Genomic DNA, 23,208 nt, shown 5'->3' on the forward strand with positions numbered 1-23,208 from the left:
ACGGGCATTGATCCCGCGGGGCGCGATGGCCGGGCACACGCTAGGTGGACTGGCGTCGCGCTTCGGGCTCGAGTCCCGCGGTGACGTTGCCACGCCGATCGACGGCGTCTGCAACCTGTCGCCCGGGAAGCCGGGTTGCCTGAGCTTTCTGTCGAGTCCGCAGTACCGGAAATTCCTGACCGAGACGGCTGCTGCGGCCGTCATCGTCCGTCCGCGCGATGCTGCGGCCCTGACCGGCGCCGGATTGATCGCCAAGGATCCATACCTAGCCTACGCGCGCATCGCGGCCTTGTTCGATCCTGATCGGAATTTCGAGCCCGGCATTCATCCTTCGGCGGTGATCGACCCCGCGGCGAAGATCGGCGAGGGCGTGCTCATCGGCGCCAATGTCGTTGTGATGGCCAGGGCCAGTATCGGTGCCGGCAGCTCCATCGGCGCGGGCTGTGTCATCGGCGAAGACACGGTGATCGGCGAGGGTGCGCGCTTCGTTGCCCAGGTCCATGTCGGCAATCGCGTATGCATCGGGCGGCGTTGCCACGTGCAGCCGGGGGCCGTGATCGGCTCTCGCGGGTTCGGCAATGCGCTGGGCCCCTCCGGTTGGGAAGAGGTGCCACAGCTTGGCTCGGTCGTCATCGGAGATGATGTCGAGATCGGCGCCAATACCTGCATTGATCGCGGTGCGCTGGACGACACGTTGATCGCCAACGGCGTGCGGCTCGACAACCTGATCCAGATCGCCCACAACTGTTCGATCGGGGAGCACACGGCCATCGCCGCGTGCACCGGCATCGCGGGGAGCACCCGCATCGGGGCGCGCTGTATGATCGGCGGCGCCGTCGGCATCAGCGGCCACCTCGAGATCACGGACGATGTCGTGATCCTGGGCCGCACGATGGTGACGCGTTCGCTGACGGAGAAGGGGGCGTACGGATCCGACCTGCCGGTTGCTCCGGCACGCGAGTGGAGAAAGCGGACTGTCCGGGTGCGCCGGCTGGACCAGACCGAGCGGCGACTGACGTCGATCGAAAAGACGCTCGGGATCGAATCGAAAAAGGGGAACGAGGGAGACGATGGCGGAGACGACTAGTGTGAACTTCGACATCCGCGACGTGATGCGGATGCTGCCGCACCGCTACCCGTTTCTGCTGGTGGACCGCGTCATCGAGCACGCCGAGGGCGAGCGCGTCGTCTGCATCAAGAACGTCACCTACAACGAGAATTTTTTCGTCGGGCACTTTCCCGAGTTGCCGACGATGCCCGGCGTCCTGATTCTCGAAGCGCTGGCGCAGGCCAGTGGCATTCTGGCGGTGCTCAAGTCAGGTCTGCGCGCGGATTCCGGCTTGATCCTGTACTTCGCCGGCATCGACAACTGCCGCTTCAAGAGGCCCGTCGTCCCTGGTGACCAGTTGCTGCTGCACACGCAGCTGGAAAAGCAGAAGCGCGACCTCTGGAAATTCCGCACGCACGCGACCGTGAACGGCGTCGTCGTTTGCGAAGCCGACATGATGTGCGTGCTCAAGACGCCGGCCCCCAGCCAAGGCCCTGCGTGATCGCGCGTCTCCATCCGACCGCGATCATCGATCCGGCCGCGGAGCTCGACTCGACGGTCGAGGTCGGTCCCTACAGCGTCATCGGACCCGGTGTGAAGATCGGGGCCGGCACCAAGGTCGGTTCGCACGTCGTCCTGGACGGCCCGATGCAGATCGGGTGCGACAACCAGATCTTTCCGTACGCTGCACTCGGCGCGATCTCGCAGGACAAGACCGCGAAGCCAGATGACCCGACTTCGGTCGTCATCGGCGATGGCAACGTGATCCGTGAATTCGTGACGATCCAGCGCGGCACGATGAAGGAGTTCGACACCAAGCGCGGCGTCACTGCGGTGGGTGATCGCAACTGGATCATGAATTACTGCCACATCGCCCACGACTGCCAGATAGGCAGCGACACGATCTTCGCGAACAATTCGAGTCTGGCGGGGCACGTCGAGATCGGAGATTGGGTGATCCTCGGCGGCTACACGCTCGTCTACCAGTTTTGCCGTATCGGCGCGCATGCGTTCACGGCGTTTTCGTCGGGCGTCGCCGGCGACATTCCGCCGTTCGTCATGGTCCAGGGCAATCCGGCCGAGCCACGCGCGATCAACAAGGAAGGCCTGCGGCGGCGCAAGTTCGCGGCCGTCGATATCGAGGCGGTCGAAGAGGCCTACAAGCTCGTGTACCGCTCCGGCAAGCTCATGGCTGACGTGAAGACCGAACTCGTTCCGCTGGCGCAAGCCAACGCGCACGTGAAGACCATGCTGGATTTCATCCTCAGCGCGAAGCGGCCGCTCGTCCGTTAAGGGCTGGCGCCCGTGGTGGTGCAGGCGTGGCCTGGCGCCGTAGGCAACCCGACATCCTTTCCGCCTCGGGATCGGACAGGTCGACCGGCCCCGGACGCGAGGACGTCAATGGGACCGTCCATCTCGGTGCAGTCCGAATCGCTGGGGCGTGGCCTTACGGCGTCCCCGAAATCATGTAGATATAGGGCTGCCGGTCCGAGACCTCCGTGGAGCGCCCTGGATGCTGCGAACGACGGAATCAAGGCCCGGCCCGTCGGCTCCGATTGACGCAGGTCAGTGGAAGATCGCATCGCAGCGGGAGTCTGAAAAGCCAAGCAGTGAAACACCAGGATCGGAAGTTCGGCGAATGAGTGCGACGAAGAAGAACGTGAAGCGCGAACCGGCGGTGAAGCCGGCGGCCGCGCAGCAGGAGATCGCACACGTTCCCCGCGCGCAGGCGGCGCGCGCTCTGCTCGATCTGTTCTACCCGGTCCATTACGCCGTGGGCATGAAGGTCGAGGACACACTCAGGAGCAGCGCCGCGCTCGACCGTCAGCAGGCCATCATCCTGTGGCTCGTCAGGTCCGAAGGCGAAGGTGGCGAAGTCATGCGCCGAAAGTACATCGAGGCAACGATGACGAGCTGGTACGACATCACCGGCAGCTCGATCTCCAAGGCGATCAGGTCGCTGGCCAAGCCGCCGCTGCGTTTGCTCACCATCGAAGAGCATCCGGACTCCGCGCGCGAAAAGCTGATCCGGCTCACGGAGAAGGGCAAGCGATTCATCGCGCAGATGGAGGAGAACGGCACGGCCCTGTGCACCTGGTTCCTGGGAGAATTCTCGAACCGGGATGTGGACTACTGCCTCTACATCTACTCGAAGGTCAACGCGCTGTTCGATTACCTGTCGGATCAGCGGGACGCAGACAGCAGCGGTGCGAAGGCGGAGCGCGTGGACAAGCCGGTCTCCAAGACGACCTACCAGCATCCCTTGTCGTCCACGTTCGTCGAGACGCAGTACTCGTTCGCCGAGATTCCCAAGGTGCGCCCGAAGCTTGGGCCCAGAATGCAGCTGGATATCTTTTTTCCCATTCACTACAAGGCTGGAAACCGAGTCGAGGGCGTATTGCGCAGCGGCATCCCACTGAGCCGGCAGCAGGTGATCATCCTCTGGATCATCCAGTCGGAGGGAAGCAAGGAAAATGGCATGCGGCGCAAGGACGTGGAGAAGGACTTGCAGGATTGGTTCGAAATCAGCAGCAGTTCCATCTCCAAGGCGATTCGATCCCTGACACGGCCGCCCCTGAACCTGCTCACCATCGAAGAGCATCCCAGTTCCGGGCGCGAAAAACTCGTGAAGCTCAGCAGGAAGGGCGCGATCTTCGCCGACCGCATGATGGCCAACGGAACTCAATTTCTGGAAGGCATCGTCGAGAAGTTGAACGACGACGAGATCGACATGCTGATGCACGTGTTCAAGCGTACCTCGGAGATCTTCGAGACTTATCCGGGCCCGTTCCGCTCGGCCAAGCCTGTGCTGCGTCCGCAACTCTGAGCGCCGGAATGGCGGCGACACGCGGCCCAACAGGTTCGCGTGCGACGCCGACGGTCCTGACCCAGTTCGGATGAGTGCCCGGAGAAGAAACGATCGGGCGAGTCGTAACGCTCTGCGGTAGGGGCGGGCCGCGATCTCGTCGACGGACATGATCTCCGCCCTCCCGGAGCCGGTCGTATCTAGGCTCGTATCCCGGCGTCCCTGTTTCCAGGTCCATCTGCGGGGCGAATTCGCTGGCGCCATGGGCGCGGCAATAGCCGTCCCTGCGCGTCCGCTTTGGGTCGTCCGGCCTGTCGCCTGGACGCTCACGTTGCGACAGCCAAGCGTCGCCGACTGCGGGCCTGCGAGGGAAAATTTCGCGCTCCGACGGTAGACGCCGTTCCGGCACGTGATGCCCACACTCTTCGGCGTTAGCGAAGCCGGGCCAGACGAAGTGGGATTTCGGTTCGTCAGCCGGACTCATCCGTCCTTTGATCCGGACGCTGTGTGTCCGCGCTTTTCTGCCGTCTGCGCCTCGTCGTGTCGAAGCGAGGGACAACTGATCGAGTTGTTGATAGAGCGGCCCTCGTCCGGTGATGTCGATCACGTTGCGCGACGAGCGGGGTGTGCGTAGATCAGCGGCGGTGATGCGCGATGGCGATAGACCACATGTCTCGGCGCGACGCGGATCCTCGTGATGCACGCAAGAAGCCGATCACGTGAACGGCATTTTCATGAAGTCGCGAACGATCTGGACGTTTCGCGAAAACCAGATTCGATTCGACGCGAGTCTTGGTCGGTTGCTCTCGAGCGCCGTGTCGACTCACGAGGAGCTGGAGTTGTCCACATTCAAACACTGTCATATGGACATAGTCTCTTGACAACACTATTGCGAGAATGGAAGCTAAATGGACGACGACGTCAGCGGGGCGGTATCCGCTGAGGCATAGCAAAAAAATCAAGAACAGTCGGCTGGGGGTGGCAAGTGAACGGAAGAGGACTGCAGTAATGGCTGACGCCGTCATCATTGGCGCCGGTCAGGCAGGCATCCAGGCGGCCCTGTCGCTCAGGGCAATGGGGTTCGATGGCCGTGTGCGCCTGCTCGGTGACGAAGCCGCCGCGCCCTACCAGAGGCCGCCCCTCTCGAAGGGTTTCCTGCTCGGCAAGGTCGCAGAGTCCGAACTGTTGCTGAGATCGGCGCATGCGCTGTCCGGGCAGGCGATCGAGTGGCTCGGGCAGACACGCGTTCGCAGGATCAATCGTCCAGGGAGAAGCGTCGAAACGGATACCCAGCGCTTTTCCTACGACGCCTTGATCATCGCGACCGGCGGGCGGGCACATCGCCCCGAGATCGAGGGCGCATCACTCCAGGGGGTCGAGACCCTGCGCAGCATCGACGATGCCCTGCGGATCCGCTCGGAACTGGCCCCGGGCAAGCGCTTGGTGATTCTCGGTGGCGGATACATCGGACTCGAGGTCGCCGCTGCATCGACTCAGGCGGGCTGCAAGGTTGTCGTCGTCGAAGGCGCGTCCCGAGTCCTTTGCCGTGTCGCTCCGCCGGCCTTGTCGCAGTTCTTCGAGAAGGAGCACCGTGCGCGCGGTGTCGAGATCGAGTTGTCGTCGACGATCAGCAGAATCGTCGGTACTGACGGCAAGGTCAGCGCAGTGGAACTCGAGAGCGACCGGGTGCTGCCCGCCGATATCGTGCTTCTGGCAACCGGACTGATCGCCAACGACGAACTGGCGGTGACGGCAGGGCTGCCCTGCAATCGCGGAATTCTCGTGAACGAGTGGGCCGCCACGGAAGATCCACGCATCTTCGCGATCGGCGATGTGGCGGTTCAATACCACGCGCAGACTCAGGCCTGGGTGCGAATGGAGTCGGTCGCCAACGCGGTGTGGCAGGGAAAGATGGCTGCCTCTTGTGTCACGAGTTCGCCGCCTCCGCTCCCGGAGTTGCCGTGGTTCTGGTCAGACCAATTCGACATCAAGTTGCAGATCGCGGGCCTGAGTCACCCCGAAGACGAAATTATTCTCCGCGGCGACCCAGGCGACGCGAAGTTCTGCATGTTCACGGCCCGCAACGGTGTGCTCACCAGCGTCAGTGCCGTGAACAGTCCGGGCGAATTTCTCGTCGCCAAGAGGCTGGTCGCCGCACGAAGAGACCTCCCGCTCGCGGCGCTTCGTGATCGCTCCGTTGCACTCAAACAATACCTTCTGGATTAAGTCGGGCCTGCTCATGATCAAGATCTCTGTTTGCCGTCGTGGCGGAGAGCCGCTGTCGCTGACCGCGAAGGAGGGTGAGAACTTCATGCATTTGCTGCGCGACAGCGAGGCGGGCGTCGAAGCCATATGCGGGGGCGCCTGCTCGTGTGCCACCTGCCACGTCTATGTCGGACAGCAGTGGTTGGAGAAATTGCCGCCGCAATGCGATCAGGAGCGAGACATGCTCGGCGACATGCTCTTCTCCAGGCCCGACAGTCGCCTTGCCTGCCAGATCCATCTGACAGCCGATCTCGATGGGATTGCGGTCGAAGTCGCGCCGCCGGAAGGCTGAAAGTTTTCCAGGGTGTCGTCTCCGTAACGTGGACGAGGAGGCGGATCGGCTTATGCGTTCGGGAGCTCTCGGAGGCCTCGGCCTCAGCGGGGCGCTAGACGATTCGCATGGAGCGGAGCATCAGCGCAAATCCCGGATTCCCGATGTTCGAAGAAGTAGATGAAGAACGGGTGTCATCAATAACGCAAAACGAGGAGATCGACAGGATGAGCGTAGCGGAGAAGGTCAGTGCGGGAACGTTCGAAGCCAGGGATTTGTATGCGCCGGAAGTGATTTCAAATCCGTATCCGTACTACGCGATGTTGCGGGACAAGCCGATCCAGTTCGGCTTGGAGGATTATCCGCCGGGCACGATTCCCGGTGTCGACAAGCCGATCCCGTCCTGGGTCATTCTGAAATACGCGGATCTCGTGCACTGCGCGAGCAATCACGCCACGTTCTCCTCGCGTGATCGCATGCAGGAGGCCTCGGACGCGGCGAGCCTGATGCTGGTCAATCACGATCAGCCCGAGCACACGCGCCTGCGCAACATCGCCCGCAAGGCATTCACTCCGAAGCGAGTGGAATCGGACGTTGGTCCCTGGCTCAAGGCCGTGGTCAACGAGATGCTCGACGACGAGGGCGACGGTTACCTGGATTTCATGGAAAACCTCGCCGCGGATCTTCCCGCCCGGTTCATCGCCAAGCTGCTGGGAACGCCCCAGAAGGACTGCAAGCGTATCCGCGGCTGGTCGGACGCCTTCATGGGCACGTCGCATCTCTCGATGGAGGAGAAGGTCCGGTCCAACGCCGAACTGCTGGATTACTACACCGAGCAAGTCACCCGGCGCTATGCGGACATCGAAGCGGGCAGGGCGAGTGACGATCTGCTCACCGGATTCATCCTCGCAGAGGACGGTGGCAAGCGCCTGACGCCGATGGAGGTGATCCGCTTCTGCATCACGATGGTCGCAGGTGGCGCCGAATCCAGCGTGTACCTGTTGGGTAACCAGGTGGCGGCAATGCTCGAGATGCCGGACCTCTACCAGAAGATGCGCGCGGATCGCTCGCTGGTTCGGCCCTTCCTCGAAGAGAGCATCCGACGCGACGGTCCGATTCAGCGGCTGTTCCGAGAATGCACGGAGGACACGGAAGTCTCCGGGACCAAGATGAAAAAGGGGGATTGGGTGGCGCTGTTCTTCGCCTCCGGGAACCGCGATCCGGCGTTCTACGAGCGTCCCGACGAGTTCATCCTGCACCGTCCGAACGTCGGCAAGAACCTGACCTTCAGCCACGGGATCCATCACTGCATCGCGGCTGCGGTCGCGCGTAACGAGGCGGCGGAAATGATCAACGGAATCCTCGACCGCTACGCCAGGGTCGAGCCGGGTGACGGTCCGGTGGTCTATCAGAGCGCCGGATTCATTAATTACGGACCGAAGTCATGCCCGGTGAAGTTTGTTCGCGGCTGAGACCGGCGCACCGAATAAAGGGGAGCGAACGATGGCTGCAACCGACAAGTCACAGGCCCACTTCGACATCGTCGTCGTGGGTGCCGGGTTCTCCGGCATGTACATGGTGCATCGCGCGCGCGCCAGCGGCCTGCGCGTGAAATGCTTTGAAGCAGGTGCCGGAGTCGGTGGCACCTGGTACTGGAATCGGTATCCGGGTGCCCGGGTCGACATCGAGAGCCTGGAATATTCCTACTCGTTCTCGGACACGCTGCAGAAAGAGTGGGAATGGACCGAGCGTTACGCTGCTCAGCCCGAGCTGCTCCGGTACGCCAATCACGTCGCCGACCGCTTCGACCTGCGTGAGGATATTGCGTTCGAAACCAAGGTGCAGTCTGCGATCTTCAATGACGAGGCCTTGCGCTGGGTCGTGCGGACCGATCGAGGAGGAGAGGTCACCGCGCAGTTCTGCATCTTCGCAACCGGGCTGATATCGGCTCCGCTGGATCCCGATTTTCCAGGCCTGGAGCAGTATCGGGGCGAGCAGTACCGGACCGCGCGCTGGCCCCATGAAGAGCCACAGTTCTGCGGAAAGCGGGTGGGCATCATCGGCACCGGGTCCAGCGGTATCCAGGTGATTCCGAAAGTGGCCGAGATCGCGAGTCATCTGACCGTTTTCCAGCGCACGCCTGCCTACACCGTTCCGCTCCGGAACGGTCCACCGGATCCGCAGAAGCTCGTCAAGGTCAAGGCCGAGTACGAGGGCCTGCGGAAGCTCGAGTTCAATTCCTTCGCGGGCTTCGTCATGGTGCACTCCAATCCGGAGCCGCCACCGACCAAGTCGGCACTGGAAGTCAGCGAGGAGGAGCGCCAGGCCGAGTACGAGAACCGCTGGGCGTCGGGCGGCCTCTGTCTGTACTACACCTATTCCGACGTTCTGATGAGCGATGCGGCCAACCAGACGCTCAGTGATTTCGTGCGGGCGAAGATGAAGGCGCGCGTCAAGGATCCCGAGATCGCGGAGAAGCTCACGCCCTACGAGTATCCGATCCTGACCAAGCGGCTTTCTGCGGAGACCGATTACTGCGAGACCTTCAATCGCGACAACGTGAGGCTCGTGGACGTGCGCTCGACGCCGATCGAGACCTTCACCGAGACGGGCATCCGGGTGGACGGCGAGCTCATCGAGCTCGATGCCGTGATCTTCGCCACCGGCTTCGATGTCATGACGGGCGCGATGGACCGGATCGATATCCGGGGACGCAAGGGTTTGACGCTCAAGCAGCGCTGGTCATCCGGGCACACGAGCTATCTGGGCATGATGACGCACGGCTTTCCGAACATGATCTGGATGAATGGTCCGGGCAGCCAGTTCTTCAATCCCATCCTGCAAGCGGAGTTCCAGGGGGACTGGATCGACAAGGTCATCAAGAGCCTCAAGGAGCGAGGGAAGACCTGCTTCGAAGCGACCGAGGAAAGCGAAGACGCCTGGATCAGGCTGAACGACGACATCGCCAACATGACCTTGTTCCCGAAGTCGAAGAACTACTACATGGGCGACAACATTCCGGGGAAGGCGCGGAGGATCCTGTTCTATTTCGGCGGCTTTCCGTCGTATCGCAGCGCCTGTGAAACCGCTGCCCGCGATCTCGATTCATTCAACCTGTCGGGCGAACTCAAGACCGTCACGGCCTGACTTCGCTCCCCTACACCGACTTCGGATCACGACCAAGAAAACTGCACATGGACAAACCACCACTGGAAAGTCGCTGGCTGGCGACTCTGAGCATCGCAATCGATCCGCCCACTGCGGTCGGGCCCGATCTGCTGCTGATCAATGTCGTCGAAGCCAGGCTGGATGGCCCGCGCATCAAGGCCAAGGTCATCCCGCCCAGCGGTGACTGGGTGCGGGTACAGCCCGGCGGCAACTGGAACCTGGATGTGCGGCTTGCGTTTCTCACCGACGACGGCGAGGCGATCTTCTGCAAGTACAGCGGAGTCTTGCGCATGGACCCGGGACTGGGTGAGCGCCTGGCAGCGGGAGAGTCCGTCCCCGGATCAGAAATCTATCTGCGCGCCGCGCCCTGCTTCGAGACCCGCTCCGACAAATACGCGTGGCTCAACGACATGCTGGCGGTGGGCAAGATCACCGGCTTCGGCGGCGGCAAGGTGTCTTACGACATCTACGAGATCCTTTGATTTCGCCGGTGTGACGCATGGAACGCCTTCGCGTGTGACGGGCCGCGGAGGCGTCCGATCGGGCGCCTCGATCTTCAAGTCCCGGGGTCGCGATAGCGCTTCGCAGACGCCGCTCATTCGTGGGAGAGCTTGTCGATCGAGTGCGCCCGGTGCTGCTGCTCTGACGCGGGAGAGTGGATCGTCGGCTCGAGGCGCCAGTGCCTCGGACGAAAGAGGACGCTTCGCGCATCCGACCGCCATCACGCGCCTGCCTAGATTTCAGCGACGCCGCAACAGGGAACTCGATGGGTCACGCGGCTTTGCGTGACGGGGCTAACGAGCCGCCGGCGCGACTGTTGGGAGTCGATCTGCCTGCGAGGCCTCCAGCGACTCGCGCTGGCCCTGGCCGTTGCTGACGGAACCGGTGGTCGGCTTGGTCACGACCGCCTCGCGCGCCATTCCGGAATGGCTCGAAGGAATCCCGGAAGTGGGTGCGCCGCACATCACCCGGAACGGCGGCGCCGTGGACGGGAGTCGCGCGACAGGCCGCCCGCTCGAGTCGGCGCCGGCGACAGCCCATATTTCGCGGGCGACGCGACGTGCTGACATTCCAAATTTCGAACTGGCGGGAAGATTGGTCGGGGCGACAGGATTCGAACCTGCGACCTCTTGCTCCCGAAGCAAGCGCTCTACCAAGCTGAGCTACGCCCCGACTGGGATGTGTTGCTAACTGCTCCGGTCCGTTGCGAACCGGGTCAATTCCATCAGCGTTTCGCGCCAGGCCGAGGCCGGTAAATCGCGGATCGCTTGTCTCGCTTCGTCGGCATGCCGTTCGGCGAGCGCGCGAGTGTAGGGGATCGCTTCGGTCCGTTCAACGATCGCGAGAATCCGTTCGAGTTCGTCGACCTTGCCTTCGCGGATGGCGCTGCGAATCAGCGCGGCATCCTCGTCGGATCCGGTGCGCATGGCGTGGATCAGCGGCAGGGTTGGCTTTCCCTCCGATAGATCATTGCCCACTGCTTTTCCGCTGACCGCAGGGTCGCCGGTGTAATCGAGGACGTCGTCGATCATCTGGAACGCGATGCCCAGCGCATGCCCGTAGTCCCGAAGACGCTTCTGAAGATCCGGGCTGGCATCGGCCGCGATGGCGCCGAGTTCGCAGGCGGCGGCGAACAGGACCGCGGTCTTGAGTTCGATGACGCGCACGTAGCGCGCTTCGTCGACGTCCGGGTTGCCCTGATTCATCAACTGCAGGACTTCGCCTTCGGCGATGGCGTTCGTCGCATCGGCCATCACGCGCATCACGGCGGGCTTCCCGACTTCCACCATCATCTGGAAGCTGCGCGAGTACAGGAAATCGCCCGACAGTACGGCGCCGGCGTTCCCCCAGACGGCATTCGCGGTCTTGCGGCCGCGGCGCAGGTCCGAATGGTCGACCACGTCGTCGTGCAGCAGCGTGGCGGTGTGGATGAATTCGACGACGGCCGCGAGTTGCCGGCGGCTCGACTCATCCTTGCTGCCCAGCGCGCACGCGGCCAGAAGCACCAGGGCGGGCCGCAGGCGCTTGCCTCCGGCGGTGACGATATAGCCCCCGATCTCGTTGATCAGGGCCACTTCGGACGACAGGCGCGCGCGGATCACGGCATCGACCCCGCGCATGTCGTCGGCAATCGGGGTCAGGAGAGTTTTGAGGTCCATGAGCGCAAGGGATCGAGGCGCGCGATGCTAGGGAGGCGCGGAGTCGCGGTCAACGCGGGCAAGCCTGTGATTTTAGATTGACGATTCGACGGCACACCCATAAACTTCGCGACCTTTTTCAAGCTTGGCCAGCACTTGGCAGGCAGTTGCGGGAGCAAGAACCGATGTACGCCGTGATCAAGACCGGGGGCAAGCAGTACCGCGTTGCCTCGGGTGAAACCCTGAAGATTGAAACCCTGGTTGCCGATGTCGGCAGCACCGTCTCCTTTGACGAAGTCCTGCTGGTTGGCGAGGGCGAGTCGGTGAAGGTCGGCGCTCCTCTGCTTGCGGGCGGTTCGGTGAAGGCCGAAGTCCTCGCGCATGGTCGCGGCGACAAGATCCGCATCGTGAAGCATCGTCGTCGCAAGCACTATCACAAGGAAATGGGCCATCGGCAGAACTTCACGCAAGTGAAGATCACCGAGATCGTCGCCTAATCCCGGAGCACTGAAATGGCACATAAAAAAGCAGGCGGCTCAACCCGCAATGGTCGTGATTCCAAGTCCAAGCGCCTCGGCGTCAAGCGCTTCGGCGGTGAACTGGTCATCGCGGGCAACATCATCATCCGCCAGCGTGGTACCGAGTATCACCCCGGCGTGAACGTCGGCCTGGGCAAGGATCACACGATCTTTGCGCTGACCGATGGCAAGGTGTTGTTCAAGGCCCGTGGCCCCAAGAACCGCACGCACGTCGACGTGGTTCCTGCCTAAGAATCACCGCGAACCAGAAAAAGGCCCCGAACGGGGCCTTTTTCATTCTCTGCCTCCATGAAATTCGTAGACGAAGCCACAATCAAGGTCGAAGCCGGTGACGGCGGAAACGGCTGCGTCAGTTTCCGGCGCGAGCGGGCCATCCCGTTCGGCGGGCCGGACGGTGGCGATGGTGGCGACGGCGGCAGCGTCTACGCGGTTGCCGATCCCAATCTCAATTCGCTGGCCGACTTCCGCTTCAACCGGGTGTTTCGCGCGCGCCGGGGCGAAAACGGCACCGGCTCGAACTGCCGCGGTGCCGGCGGAGACGACATCGAAGTCCCGATGCCGCTGGGCTCCCTGATCAACGACATCGCCACCGACGAGCGTATCGGCGAGCTGACCCGTCCGGGGCAGCGCATCAAGATCGCGCAGGGCGGCTTTCACGGTCTGGGCAATGTCCGCTTCAAGTCGTCCACCAATCGCTCACCGCGTCGCGCCTCGCCGGGAACCCCGGGCGAACAGCGCGAACTGCGCGTCGAGCTGTCGCTGATGGCGGACGTCGGCCTGCTGGGCTTGCCCAATGCCGGCAAGTCGACGTTGCTGGCCTCGGTTTCGGCGGCACGTCCGAAGATCGCGGACTACCCGTTCACGACGCTGTATCCGCAGCCGGGCGTGGTCGCCGTGGGACCGCACAAGTCCTTCGTCATGGTCGACGTGCCGGGCCTGATCGAGGGCGCGGCCGAAGGGGCCGGGCTGGGCATCCGGTTCCTGAAACACCTGAGTCGCACGCGCCTGCTGCTGCACATGATCGACGTGATGCCGCCGGATGGCGCGTCGCTGTCGGCCAACGTGCGCACGATTCGCGAAGAACTGCGCGCTTTCAGTCCGGAAGTCTCCGCTCGCGAGCAGTGGCTGGTCTTCAACAAGATCGACGTGATGCCCCGCGAGGAGGCCGACGAACTGGTGCAGCGGACGCTCGCAGAGCTCGACTGGAAAGGTCGGTGGTTCGCCATCTCGGCCGTCACCCGCGTGGGTTGCGACGTGCTGAGCGCCGCAGCGATGCAGTGGATCGACGAGCAGGCGCCGCGCGAGCCGGAAATCGTCGCAGAACTCCTATCGAACGAACCGCCGACGGCCAACCCGGAGGCAGAAGGAAACCCGGCGGCATGACGCGCGAGAAGCTCAAGACGGCAAAGCGCTGGGTCATCAAGATCGGCAGCTCGCTGCTCACGGCGCGCGGCCAGGGGCTGGATCACGAGGCGATTCGCGACTGGTGCGCGCAGATCGCCGCGCTGCGCGCCGGCGGACGCCAGATCGTGCTGGTGTCGTCCGGCGCGGTGGCCGAGGGCATGGCCCGTCTGGGCCTCAAGAAGCGTCCCGGTGTTCTGCACGAGCTGCAGGCCGCGGCGGCCGTCGGCCAGATGGGTCTGGTTCGAGCCTGGGAGCTGGGCTTCGAGACGCACGGCATCCGCGCTGCTCAGATCCTGCTCACGCACGAGGACGTGGCGGACCGCTCGCGCTATCTCAACGCCCGCGCGACGCTCAAGTCGCTACTCGAATTCGGTGTCGTGCCGGTGGTCAACGAGAACGACACCGTGTCGACCGACGAGATCCGGCTGGGCGACAACGACACGCTGGGCGCCCTGACGACGAATCTCATCGAGGCCGACCTGCTGGTCATCCTGACCGATCAGGATGGCCTGTTCGACGCCGATCCGCGCATCAAGCCGGACGCCAAGTTGGTGTCGGAAATCACGCTGTCGGCGCCCGAACTCACCGCGATGGCCGGCGACAGTAAGGGCGAACTGGGACGCGGCGGCATGCGCACCAAGCTGTCCGCGGCTCGTATCGCCGCGCGCTCCGGCGCGAGCACCGCCATCGCCTTCGGAAAAGCCCCGCAGGTGCTGGAACGACTGGCGGCTGGGGAATCGCTCGGGACCTTGCTGTTGCCGGATGCGGGCGGCATGTCGGCGCGCAAGCGCTGGATCGCGGGCCAGCTTCAGGCGCGCGGAAAGCTCCATCTGGACGCGGGCGCCGTGGTGGTGCTCAAAGGGCAGGGCAAGAGCCTGCTGCCGGTCGGCGTCAAGCGGGTCGAAGGCGACTTCGACACCGGAGACCTCGTCATCTGCCTGGATCCGGACGGGCGGGAAATCGCGCGCGGGCTATCCAATTACTCGGCCAGTGACGCCGGCAAGATTCTCGGCGCCAAGCGCGACGATCTGATGGCGCGCCTGGGCTATCCCGGTGAGGCCGAACTGATCCACCGCGACAACCTCGTGCTGTCCTGAGACGCACCGCGGCGAACAATAAAAAAGGCGCGGGCCGAAGCCCGCGCCTTGCGCCACGACCTGATGACTCAGGCGAGCGCGGCGATGTGCGCCGTCAGGCGGCTCTTGTGACGAGCAGCCTTGTTCTTGTGGATCATGCCGCGGTTCGCGTAACGATCCAGCACGGGAACCATGGCGGCGTAGGCGGCGAGGGCGCCGGCCTTGTCCTTGGCATCAACGGCCTTGACGACCTTCTTGATGGTGGTGCGGATCATCGAGCGCTGACCTGCGTTGCGCGCGCGAGCCTTGACGGCTTGACGGGCGCGCTTCTTTGCGCTGGCGGTGTTGGCCAAAACGTACTCCTGGTGAATCAAATCGTTGAGGGATATTTCCGTCGCAGCCCACGCGATAATCGCGTGATCCCTGACGAAAAAAAGCGCGGTAGTATTGTGAGCCGTATCCCCCTTGTCAACGCTCGCGGAATGCCAGCCTCCTTGCCGCGAACCGCGCCATGTCTTCGTCCCGCCTGCTGAAATCGACCGGCATCGTCGGTCTGATGACGCTGCTGTCACGCGTCCTGGGCTTCGTGCGCGACATCCTGTTCGCCTCGTTCTTCGGCGCGGGCGCGGCCATGGACGTGTTCCTGCTGGCGCTGAAGATCCCCAACTTCGGTCGGCGCGTGTTCGCGGAGGGCGCTCTTTCGCAGGCCTTTGTCCCGGTTTTCACCGAGGTGAAGGCCAACGGGACGCACGAGGACGTGCGCCAACTGTTTGATGTCGTTGCTGGAACCCTGGGGACCGTGCTGGCGCTGGTCACCTTGATCGGATGCCTTGGCGCACCGCTGATGGTCTGGGTGTTCGCGCCGGGCATCGCGACGGACCCGGCGCGCCATGCGCTGGCCACCGAGCTGCTGCGATGGACCTTCCCCTACCTGATGCTGATCTCGCTGACCGCGCTGGCGGGTGCGGTCCTGAACTCGTTCGGGCGCTTCGCGGTGCCTGCGTTCACGCCGGTGATCCTGAACATCTGCCTGATCGGCACCGTTTTCGTCGACGCCGAATCCGTGCGCGTGCTGGCCGTCGGCGTCTTCATCGCCGGCATCGTCCAGTTGCTGTTCCAGCTCCCCTGGCTGGCCCGGCTGCGCCTGTGGCCGCGCCCGAAATGGGGCGGCAAGGATCCGCGGGTGCGCAAGATCGTGAAGCTGATGGCGCCGATCGTGTTCGGGTCTTCGGTCGCCCAGATCAGCCTGCTGCTGGATACCGTCATCGCCTCGATGCTGTTCGCCGGCAGCCTGAGCTGGCTCTACTACGCCGACCGCCTGATGGAGTTCCCGCTCGGCATCTTCTCGATCGCGGTGGCCACCGTGATCCTGCCCAGCCTGTCGGCCCAGCACGTGGCGCAATCCACGACGCGGTTCAGCGAGACGCTGGATTGGGCGCTACGTGTGTTGCTGCTGGTGGGCGTTCCGGCTACTGCCGGCCTGATCCTGCTGGCCGGCCCGCTGGTCAGCACCTTGTTCCTGCACGGGCAATTCAGCCTGCGCGACCTCGACATGACCCGCTGGGCGCTGATGGCCTACGCGTTCGCGTTCCTCGGCATCTCGCTGGTGAAAGTGCTCGTTCCGGCCTTCTACGCGCGCCAGCAGACCGGCATCCCGGTGCGCTACGGCGTGATTTCGCTGGTGCTGGGCATGCTCACGAGTCTGAGCCTGGTCGGACTCGGGTTCTGGTTCGAATGGACGGCGCCGCACGTGGCCCTGGCCTGCGCCACGTCGGCCAGTTCGCTACTCAATGCCGGCCTGCTGTACCGCCGCCTGCGCCGCGACGGCGTCTACGTGCCGCGACCGGGTTGGGGCGCCTATATGGCGCGTCTGGGCGTGGCGCTGGCGGCAATGGTCGTCGTGGTCTGGTTTCTGGGCGGCTCGCTGGAGAGCTGGACCGCGGCGCGCCTGCACGAGCGCGTGCTGCGCCTGGCGATCCTGGTGGCCGCTTCGATGGCCAGCTATTTCTCCGTGCTGTGGGTCAGCGGCTTGCGCATCTCGCATTTCCGCGCGCAGACCTGAGGGTTATCCCCATGCTGGTCGATATACTTGCGCGATGATCGAACCGCTTCGCATCGAATTGGTTCGCGGCCTGCATAACCTGCGACCGCGGCACCGCGGCTGCGCGCTGACCGTGGGCAAGTTCGATGGCATCCACCTGGGCCATCAGGTCCTGCTGGAACGGACCCGCGACGAGGCGCGCAGGGCCGGCGTGCCGGCGGCCGTGCTCAGTTTCGATCCTTCGCCGCGCGACTTCTTTCACAAGGATCGGGCGCCGCCGCGCATCTCCAGCCTGCGCGACAAGCTGGCCGCGCTTCAGCACTACGGCATCGACCGCCTCGTGCTCGTGCGCTTCGACCAGTGCATCGCCAACATCCCGCCCAAGGCTTTTCTCGAAGAGGTGTTGCTGGCCAAGCTCGGAGCGTCCGCGCTGATCGTCGGCGACGACCTTCGCTTCGGCCGCAACCGCTCGGGTGACATCCAGTACCTGCGCAGCCGGGCCGACGAACTCGGCTACCGCGTGCTGGCGGTCGACACGATCGAGGTCGGCGGCGAGCGCTGCAGTTCCAGCGCGGTGCGTGAAGCCCTGAGCAACACGGACTTCCCGAGAGTCGAACGCCTGCTCGGTCGGCCGTACCGCGTGACCGGTCGCATCCGCAAAGGCCTGCAACTCGGACGCCAGCTCGACATGCCCACGGCGAACATCTCGGTGCGCAAGCGGCTTGCCATTCCGTACGGCGTCTACGCGGTCGTCGCGCGCGAGGGTGATCGCACCTGGAAGGGCGTGGCCAGCCTCGGCATCCGCCCGACGTTGAACCTGAGCCAGTGCCTGCTGGAGACGCACCTGTTCGATACGCAGGTGGATCTGTACGGCCGCGTGCTCGAGGTGGAGTTCCGGCATTTCCTGCGCCCGGAATTGAAGTTCGACTCGATCGACCTGCTCAAGAAACAGATGCACGAAGACGCAACGGCGGCCCGCCGGCTGCTCGATTCCTGAAGACCTGACCCCAATCGTGGATTACAAGAACACGCTCAACCTGCCGGAAACCGCGTTTCCGATGCAGGCCAACCTCGCCAAACGCGAACCTGAATTCCTTGCCCGCTGGGAAGCCGAAGCGCTGTATGCGCAGGTGCAGGAGGCGACGCGGGACGGAGCACCTTATCGCTTCGTCGATGGGCCGCCGTACGCCAACGGCGACATCCACATCGGCCACGCCGTCAACAAGGTGCTCAAGGACATCATCGTCAAGTCGCGCCGCCTGGACGGACGCCATGCGGCGTTCACGCCGGGCTGGGACTGCCACGGCCTGCCGATCGAACTGCAGGTGGAGAAGAAGTTCGGCAAGGTCGGCGAGAAGCTGGACGCCGCGGCGTTCCGCGCCAAGTGCCGCGAATACGCGAACGAGCAGGTCGAGCGTCAGCGCGCCGACTTCAAGCGGCTGGGCGTGCTGGCCGACTGGGAGCGCCCGTACCTGACGATGGACTCGCGCTTCGAGGCCGAGCAGCTGCGCTGCCTGGGCAAGATCGTGCAGCGCGGACACGTGGTGCGCGGTTTCAAGCCGGTGCACTGGTGCCTGGACTGCGGCTCCTCGCTCGCCGAGGCCGAAGTCGAGTACGAAGAGAAGAAATCCTTCGCGATCGACGTGAAGTTCGTCGCCGCCGACGGCGCCGATCTCGCCCGTCGCTTCGGTGTCGCCGACGCGGCCGGAGCAGGCTTCGTCATCTGGACGACGACGCCGTGGACCTTGCCTGCCAACCAGGCGATCGCGATCAACCGCGATCTGCGTTACGCCCTGGTGCGCACGCAGAAGTCGGGCCTGGTCGTGCTGGCCGCCGAGCTGGTCGACGCCACGATGAAGCGCTGGGACGACGTGGCCGAAGTGCTGGCGACCGTCGATGGCGGCGCGCTCGAAGGCGCGCGCGCCCAGCATCCTTTTGCCGATCGCATCGTGCCGGTGATCTGCGGCGATCACGTCACGCTGGAAGCCGGTACCGGCCTGGTCCACACCGCGCCCGCGCACGGCGTCGAGGACTATGTCGTCGGCCTGGTGTACCGCCTGCCGGTGGACAACCCGGTGCAGTCGACCGGCGTGTATGCCGCCAACACGCCGCTCGTCGCCGGCCTGCATGTGCGCAAGGCCGAGGAGCCGATCCTGGCCGCGCTCGAGGAGCGCGGTGCGCTGGTCAAGCGCGCCACGCTGATGCACAGCTTCCCGCACTGCTGGCGGCACAAGTCGCCACTGATCTTCCGCGCCACGCCGCAGTGGTTCATCTCGATGGATGCGAAGGGCCTGCGCGCGCAGGCGCTCAAGGCGATCTCCGAGACGCAGTGGATTCCGAACTGGGGAGAGGCGCGCATCCGCGAGATGGTCGCCGGCCGACCCGACTGGTGCATCTCGCGCCAGCGCACCTGGGGCGTGCCGATGGCCGTCTTCGTGCATCGCGAGCGCCAGGATCTGCATCCCGACACCGAAGCACTGCTCGCGCGCATCGCCGACAAGGTCGAATCGGGCGGTCTCGAGGCCTGGTTCGGCTCGTCTCCCGCTGATTGGGGCGTCGACGAAGCCCAGTACGAGAAGTGCCCGGACACGCTCGACGTCTGGTTCGATTCGGGCGTCGTGCACCAGTGCTGGTTCAAGGCGCTCGAACCCGAACTGCTGAAGGACGGCGTTGCCCCGATGGGCGACATGTACCTCGAAGGCTCGGACCAGCATCGCGGCTGGTTCCAGTCTTCGCTGCTCACGAGCACCGCGATGCACGGCCGCGCGCCGTACCGCTCGGTGCTGACGCACGGGTTCACCGTCGACGAGCAGGGACGCAAGATGTCCAAGTCGCTCGGCAACGTCGTGGCGCCGCAGCAGGTCACCAAGACGCTGGGCGCCGACGTGCTGCGCCTGTGGGCCGCCGCCAGCGACTACTCGGGCGAGATTGCCATCTCCGACAAGCTGCTGACGCGCATCGCGGACGCCTACCGGCGCATCCGCAACACCGCGCGCTTCCTGCTCGGCAATCTTCACGGCTTCGATCCGCGCACGGACCTCGTCGCGCCTGCGGACATGGTGGCGATCGATCGCTGGGCCGTCGCGCAGGCGGCGGCACTGCAGGTCGAACTCGCGAAGGCTTACGAGGACTGCGCGTTCCACGTCGTCTACCAGAAGCTGCACAACTACTGCGTCACGGATCTGGGCGGCTGCTATCTCGATATCCTGAAGGATCGCCTCTACACGACGGGCAGCAAGAGCCTGCCGCGACGTTCGGCGCAGTCCGCGATGTGGCACGTGCTCGAAGCGCTCGTGCGCTGGATCGCGCCGGTGCTGTCGTTCACGGCCGACGAGATCTGGCAGCTCATGCCGGAGCGCAAGGGTTCGGTGTTCTCCCAGCGCTGGCACGTGTTCCCGAAGGGTGCCGATGCCGGTGCGCTCGACTGGCCGCGGCTGCTGGCCGCGCGCGAGGCGGTTCGCAAGGCACTCGAGGGCCTGCGCGCAGGCGGACAGATCGGCTCCGGTCTGAATGCGGAGGTCGGGTTGTTCGCGGATGCCGAACTCGGCGCCGCGCTGACGTCGATGGGCGATGAACTGCGCTTCTGGTTCCAGACCTCGGAAGCGCACGTGCAGGCTTTGGCGGCGGCGCCGGTCGACGCACAGCGCTTCGACCTGGAAGGCGTCGGCGTGCTTTCGCTGGTGGCGTTGCCGACGGCGCACGTGAAGTGCGAGCGCTGCTGGCATCAGCGGGCCGACGTCGGCTCGCATGCGGAGCATCCGACGCTGTGCGGCCGTTGCGTGGACAATGTGTCCGGCGCGGGCGAATCGCGTCGCTACGTCTGAGGATCCCGTGGCTGCCTTCAAGCTCAAAAACGTGCATTGGCTCTGGGTTTCCGCGGGCGTGATACTCGCGGATCAGATCACCAAGCAGCTCGTGATCCGCAGCATCGAGCGCTTCGAATCGATCACCGTGCTGCCCCTGCTGAACTGGGTGCATCTGCACAATCGCGGCGCTGCGTTCTCGATGATGAGCCAGATGCCGCCCTGGTTCTTCGTGCTGCTTGGCGTAGGCGTGGCCGTCGGCATCATGGTGTGGATGCGGCGCAATCCTTTCGGCCAGCGTCTCGTTGCCTCGGGCCTGGCGCTGATTCTCGGCGGTGCGCTGGGCAACGTCATCGATCGCGTGCGCCTGGGCCATGTCACGGACTTCGTCGATTTCCATATCGACGACTGGCACTTTGCCGCGTTCAACGTGGCCGACGCGGCCATCACGGTCGGTGCGGGCCTGCTGATCCTGGACATGCTGCTCGAGTGGCTGCGAGCGCGTGCCGCTCGCAAGGTCGTCGGCGACGGACCGCTGCCCTGATGGACATCCTGCTCGCGAACCCACGGGGATTCTGCGCAGGCGTCGATCGCGCCATCGACATCGTGCAGCGCGCGCTCGACGTGCTCGGCGCGCCGATCTACGTGCGTCATGAGGTCGTGCACAACCGCTTCGTCGTCGACGATCTGCGGCAGAAGGGCGCGGTGTTCGTCGAGGAAGTCGACGAGATCCCTGCGGGCGCGACCTGCATCTTCTCGGCGCACGGGGTTTCCCAGGCGGTGCGTGCCGCGGCGATCGAGCGTGGGCTGACGGTGTTCGACGCGACCTGCCCGCTGGTGACCAAGGTCCATATCGAGGTGAAGCGCTACTCGCGCGAGGGTCGCGAGGTCGTGCTGATCGGCCACGCGGGGCACCCCGAAGTCGAGGGCACGATGGGGCAGTTCGATCTTCGCCAGGGCGGCCGGATCCATCTGGTCGAGACGCCCGCCGACGTCGAGCGCCTGGAGATTTCGCAGCCGGACAAGATGGCGTACGTCACGCAGACGACGCTGTCGATGGACGATACCGCCCGCGTCATCGACGCGCTGCGCGCGCGTTTCCCGCTCATTCTCGGGCCGCGCAAGGACGACATCTGCTACGCGACGACCAATCGCCAGGATGCGGTGAAGGAGTTGTCTGCGCAGTGCGATGCCCTGCTCGTCGTCGGATCGCGCAACAGCTCCAACTCGAACCGGCTGCGCGAGCTGGCCGAAACGCGCGGTACGCCGGCCTATCTGATCGATGGCCCCGACGACATCAAGCCCGAGTGGGTCGTCGACAGGAAGTGTGTCGGCGTCACGGCCGGCGCGAGTGCGCCGGAAGTCCTGGTGCGCCAGGTCGTCGAACGCCTGAAGCAGTTCGGCGGCGTCGAGGCCAGAGAGCTGCCGGGGCGTACCGAGCACATCGTGTTCGCGCTGCCGCCGGCCCTTCGCAAAGTCGTCGCTCGCTGAGCGACGATTTCCGGCACGAGCGTCGTCCTGGCGTCTGCGCGTACAGAGCGTTCGCAGCTAGCCTCGATAGAACGCTGAAAAGCTCAGTTCCAGGCTGCGTTCCAGCAACCATACCGTGGCCAATACGGCGATCAGCACCGAACCCGCGGTCAGGATCAGGCGCTGATACAACCAGGTGTGTCGCAGCCGGTAAGCGAGCGGCAGAAAAATCGCGACGACCGCGAGTTGCCCGAGCTCGACGCCGACATTGAAGCCCACCAGAGAAGACAAGCGGGCGGCCTGCGGGAGGCCTAGTGCGCTCAGGACGTTTGCAAAGCCCAGTCCATGGATCAGCCCGAAGAAGAAGGCGGCGGTCCAGCGTCGCCCCGGGAAGATGGGGCGAAGATTGTTCAGTGCGGCCACGATCACCGACGCGGCGATGCTCGACTCGACCCAGCGGGAGGGCAGGCTCACGACTTGGAACGTGGCAAGGCTCAGCGTGATCGAGTGAGCGAACGTGAATGCCGTGACGATCTTGAGCACATCGACGATCGACTCGCGCAGGCTGTCGACGGCCTGCCAATTGCCAGCCTTGCGCAGCAGCACGGACGGCAGCAGCAGGCTGAGCAGAAACAGAATGTGGTCGTAGCCGATCCAGATGTGCCAGACGCCGTCGCGGACGTAAGCAACGAATTGCCGGACAGGGTCGGCCGGCGCCGTACCGACCCGTTCGACATCGTTGCTCCGGCTGAGAATGGCGGTGTGGGTCTGGCCCAGATACTCCAGCTTGAGCAGTCCGCGATGCTGTGGGTCGAGGTCGAAGAACAGCCGGTAACGCAGCGCCCATTGCGTCGGAATCGCGGGACAACTCGCTCGGAACCGGATGACCGCGTAGGCCCCGTCCGTGTGTTCATCCACCAGGTGCTGCACGGCAATGGCGGGGCAGGCTCCTCGATCCGAGGTGATGTCGAGGCGTGTCAGCGCGTAGGCCGCGACATCCGCATGCCGTTTCCGCAGTTCACCCCAGGTGATCGCGCCGTCCTGATCCGCGTCCAGCCCCAACGCGTGGTCGAGATCGCGCAGCGCAATGTCCCACTGCCCTTCCGCGACGGCGCCATCCATCGCCAATTTCAGATAGCTGTCACTCGGCTTGTGCGCCAGGCTGTTCGAGCTGCAGAG

The 23,208-nt window shown here is 64.4% G+C and carries 21 protein-coding genes and 1 tRNA gene; 18 read left to right on the forward strand and 4 right to left on the reverse strand.

Annotation, left to right across the window (positions count from 1 at the left end):
* The first annotated feature begins 25 nt into the window (after positions 1 to 25).
* The 9 genes from lpxD to DFR24_RS02875 all read left to right on the forward strand — a co-directional run bounded on the left by lpxD (position 26) and on the right by DFR24_RS02875 (position 10,040).
* Positions 26 to 1,087 carry a UDP-3-O-(3-hydroxymyristoyl)glucosamine N-acyltransferase gene (gene lpxD / locus DFR24_RS02835; protein ID WP_133879828.1) on the forward strand — a complete coding sequence of 354 codons (1,062 nt, stop codon included), beginning with the start codon at positions 26 to 28 and terminating at the stop codon, positions 1,085 to 1,087.
* Positions 1,071 to 1,550, forward strand: a complete 480-nt coding sequence (gene fabZ / locus DFR24_RS02840; RefSeq protein ID WP_133879829.1) for a 3-hydroxyacyl-ACP dehydratase FabZ — start codon at positions 1,071 to 1,073, stop codon at positions 1,548 to 1,550. Before lpxD ends, fabZ begins: the two co-directional genes overlap by 17 nt.
* Entirely contained in the window at positions 1,550 to 2,341 is a 792-nt protein-coding gene (gene lpxA / locus DFR24_RS02845; RefSeq protein WP_133881437.1) for an acyl-ACP--UDP-N-acetylglucosamine O-acyltransferase, read from the forward strand. The genes fabZ and lpxA overlap by 1 nt, the downstream gene beginning before the upstream one ends.
* 148 nt (positions 2,342 to 2,489) lie before the next feature.
* Positions 2,490 to 3,875, forward strand: a complete 1,386-nt coding sequence (locus tag DFR24_RS02850) for a winged helix DNA-binding protein (RefSeq protein ID WP_210772491.1) — start codon at positions 2,490 to 2,492, stop codon at positions 3,873 to 3,875.
* An 876-nt stretch (positions 3,876 to 4,751) separates the two neighbouring features.
* A complete protein-coding gene (locus DFR24_RS02855; protein WP_133879830.1) occupies positions 4,752 to 6,080 on the forward strand; it encodes an NAD(P)/FAD-dependent oxidoreductase in 1,329 nt (442 codons plus the stop codon).
* A 13-nt stretch (positions 6,081 to 6,093) separates the two neighbouring features.
* Positions 6,094 to 6,411 (forward strand): 2Fe-2S iron-sulfur cluster-binding protein, encoded by a 318-nt coding sequence (locus DFR24_RS02860; RefSeq protein ID WP_133879831.1) that lies wholly within the window; start codon positions 6,094 to 6,096, stop codon positions 6,409 to 6,411.
* A gap of 206 nt (positions 6,412 to 6,617) precedes the next feature.
* Complete coding sequence (locus DFR24_RS02865; RefSeq protein WP_133879832.1) at positions 6,618 to 7,862, forward strand: cytochrome P450; 1,245 nt, start codon at positions 6,618 to 6,620, stop codon at positions 7,860 to 7,862.
* Between the two features lie 31 nt (positions 7,863 to 7,893).
* Positions 7,894 to 9,537: a flavin-containing monooxygenase gene (locus tag DFR24_RS02870; protein WP_133879833.1), complete on the forward strand. Its 1,644-nt coding sequence runs from the start codon at positions 7,894 to 7,896 to the stop codon at positions 9,535 to 9,537.
* A gap of 47 nt (positions 9,538 to 9,584) precedes the next feature.
* The gene (locus tag DFR24_RS02875) at positions 9,585 to 10,040 is read left to right on the forward strand and encodes a DUF3237 domain-containing protein (RefSeq protein WP_133879834.1); all 456 of its coding nucleotides are present in this window, start codon (positions 9,585 to 9,587) and stop codon (positions 10,038 to 10,040) included.
* Positions 10,041 to 10,654: 614 nt separating this feature from the next.
* On the opposite strand, the gene DFR24_RS02880 is transcribed toward DFR24_RS02875, so the two are convergent.
* Both DFR24_RS02880 and DFR24_RS02885 read right to left on the reverse strand, forming a co-directional pair.
* A tRNA-Pro gene (locus tag DFR24_RS02880) sits at positions 10,655 to 10,731 on the reverse strand.
* A 14-nt stretch (positions 10,732 to 10,745) separates the two neighbouring features.
* On the reverse strand, positions 10,746 to 11,717 hold the full coding sequence (locus DFR24_RS02885) for a polyprenyl synthetase family protein (RefSeq protein WP_133879835.1): 972 nt from the start codon (positions 11,715 to 11,717) through the stop codon (positions 10,746 to 10,748).
* A 164-nt stretch (positions 11,718 to 11,881) separates the two neighbouring features.
* Between DFR24_RS02885 and rplU the strand changes: the two genes are divergently transcribed.
* The 4 genes from rplU to proB are packed head-to-tail and all read left to right on the forward strand — an operon-like array spanning position 11,882 to position 14,736.
* Positions 11,882 to 12,193 carry a 50S ribosomal protein L21 gene (gene rplU, locus DFR24_RS02890; protein WP_133879836.1) on the forward strand — a complete coding sequence of 104 codons (312 nt, stop codon included), beginning with the start codon at positions 11,882 to 11,884 and terminating at the stop codon, positions 12,191 to 12,193.
* Positions 12,194 to 12,208: 15 nt separating this feature from the next.
* A complete protein-coding gene (rpmA, locus tag DFR24_RS02895; protein WP_133879837.1) occupies positions 12,209 to 12,466 on the forward strand; it encodes a 50S ribosomal protein L27 in 258 nt (85 codons plus the stop codon).
* Between the two features lie 57 nt (positions 12,467 to 12,523).
* Positions 12,524 to 13,618, forward strand: a complete 1,095-nt coding sequence (cgtA, locus tag DFR24_RS02900; RefSeq protein WP_133879838.1) for an Obg family GTPase CgtA — start codon at positions 12,524 to 12,526, stop codon at positions 13,616 to 13,618.
* Positions 13,615 to 14,736, forward strand: a complete 1,122-nt coding sequence (proB, locus tag DFR24_RS02905; protein WP_133879839.1) for a glutamate 5-kinase — start codon at positions 13,615 to 13,617, stop codon at positions 14,734 to 14,736. Before cgtA ends, proB begins: the two co-directional genes overlap by 4 nt.
* Positions 14,737 to 14,804: 68 nt before the next feature.
* Here proB and rpsT read toward each other — a convergent pair whose 3' ends face one another.
* The gene (gene rpsT / locus DFR24_RS02910; RefSeq protein WP_133879840.1) at positions 14,805 to 15,068 is read right to left on the reverse strand and encodes a 30S ribosomal protein S20; all 264 of its coding nucleotides are present in this window, start codon (positions 15,066 to 15,068) and stop codon (positions 14,805 to 14,807) included.
* Between the two features lie 158 nt (positions 15,069 to 15,226).
* On the opposite strand from rpsT, the gene murJ reads away from it, so the two are divergent.
* The 5 genes from murJ to ispH are packed head-to-tail and all read left to right on the forward strand — an operon-like array spanning position 15,227 to position 22,050.
* Positions 15,227 to 16,777, forward strand: a complete 1,551-nt coding sequence (murJ, locus tag DFR24_RS02915) for a murein biosynthesis integral membrane protein MurJ (protein WP_133879841.1) — start codon at positions 15,227 to 15,229, stop codon at positions 16,775 to 16,777.
* A 34-nt stretch (positions 16,778 to 16,811) separates the two neighbouring features.
* The gene (locus DFR24_RS02920) at positions 16,812 to 17,753 is read left to right on the forward strand and encodes a bifunctional riboflavin kinase/FAD synthetase (protein WP_246051492.1); all 942 of its coding nucleotides are present in this window, start codon (positions 16,812 to 16,814) and stop codon (positions 17,751 to 17,753) included.
* Positions 17,754 to 17,766: 13 nt separating this feature from the next.
* Positions 17,767 to 20,580, forward strand: a complete 2,814-nt coding sequence (gene ileS, locus DFR24_RS02925) for an isoleucine--tRNA ligase (RefSeq protein WP_133879842.1) — start codon at positions 17,767 to 17,769, stop codon at positions 20,578 to 20,580.
* 7 nt (positions 20,581 to 20,587) lie between these two features.
* The gene (lspA, locus tag DFR24_RS02930) at positions 20,588 to 21,103 is read left to right on the forward strand and encodes a signal peptidase II (RefSeq protein WP_246051494.1); all 516 of its coding nucleotides are present in this window, start codon (positions 20,588 to 20,590) and stop codon (positions 21,101 to 21,103) included.
* Positions 21,103 to 22,050, forward strand: a complete 948-nt coding sequence (gene ispH, locus DFR24_RS02935) for a 4-hydroxy-3-methylbut-2-enyl diphosphate reductase (RefSeq protein WP_133879844.1) — start codon at positions 21,103 to 21,105, stop codon at positions 22,048 to 22,050. The genes lspA and ispH overlap by 1 nt, the downstream gene beginning before the upstream one ends.
* A 57-nt stretch (positions 22,051 to 22,107) precedes the next feature.
* Here ispH and DFR24_RS02940 read toward each other — a convergent pair whose 3' ends face one another.
* A complete protein-coding gene (locus DFR24_RS02940; protein ID WP_133879845.1) occupies positions 22,108 to 23,151 on the reverse strand; it encodes a HupE/UreJ family protein in 1,044 nt (347 codons plus the stop codon).
* Positions 23,152 to 23,208 lie beyond the last annotated feature (57 nt).

This window comes from Panacagrimonas perspica (assembly GCF_004364935.1).
Classification (GTDB): Bacteria; Pseudomonadota; Gammaproteobacteria; order Nevskiales; family Nevskiaceae; genus Panacagrimonas; species Panacagrimonas perspica.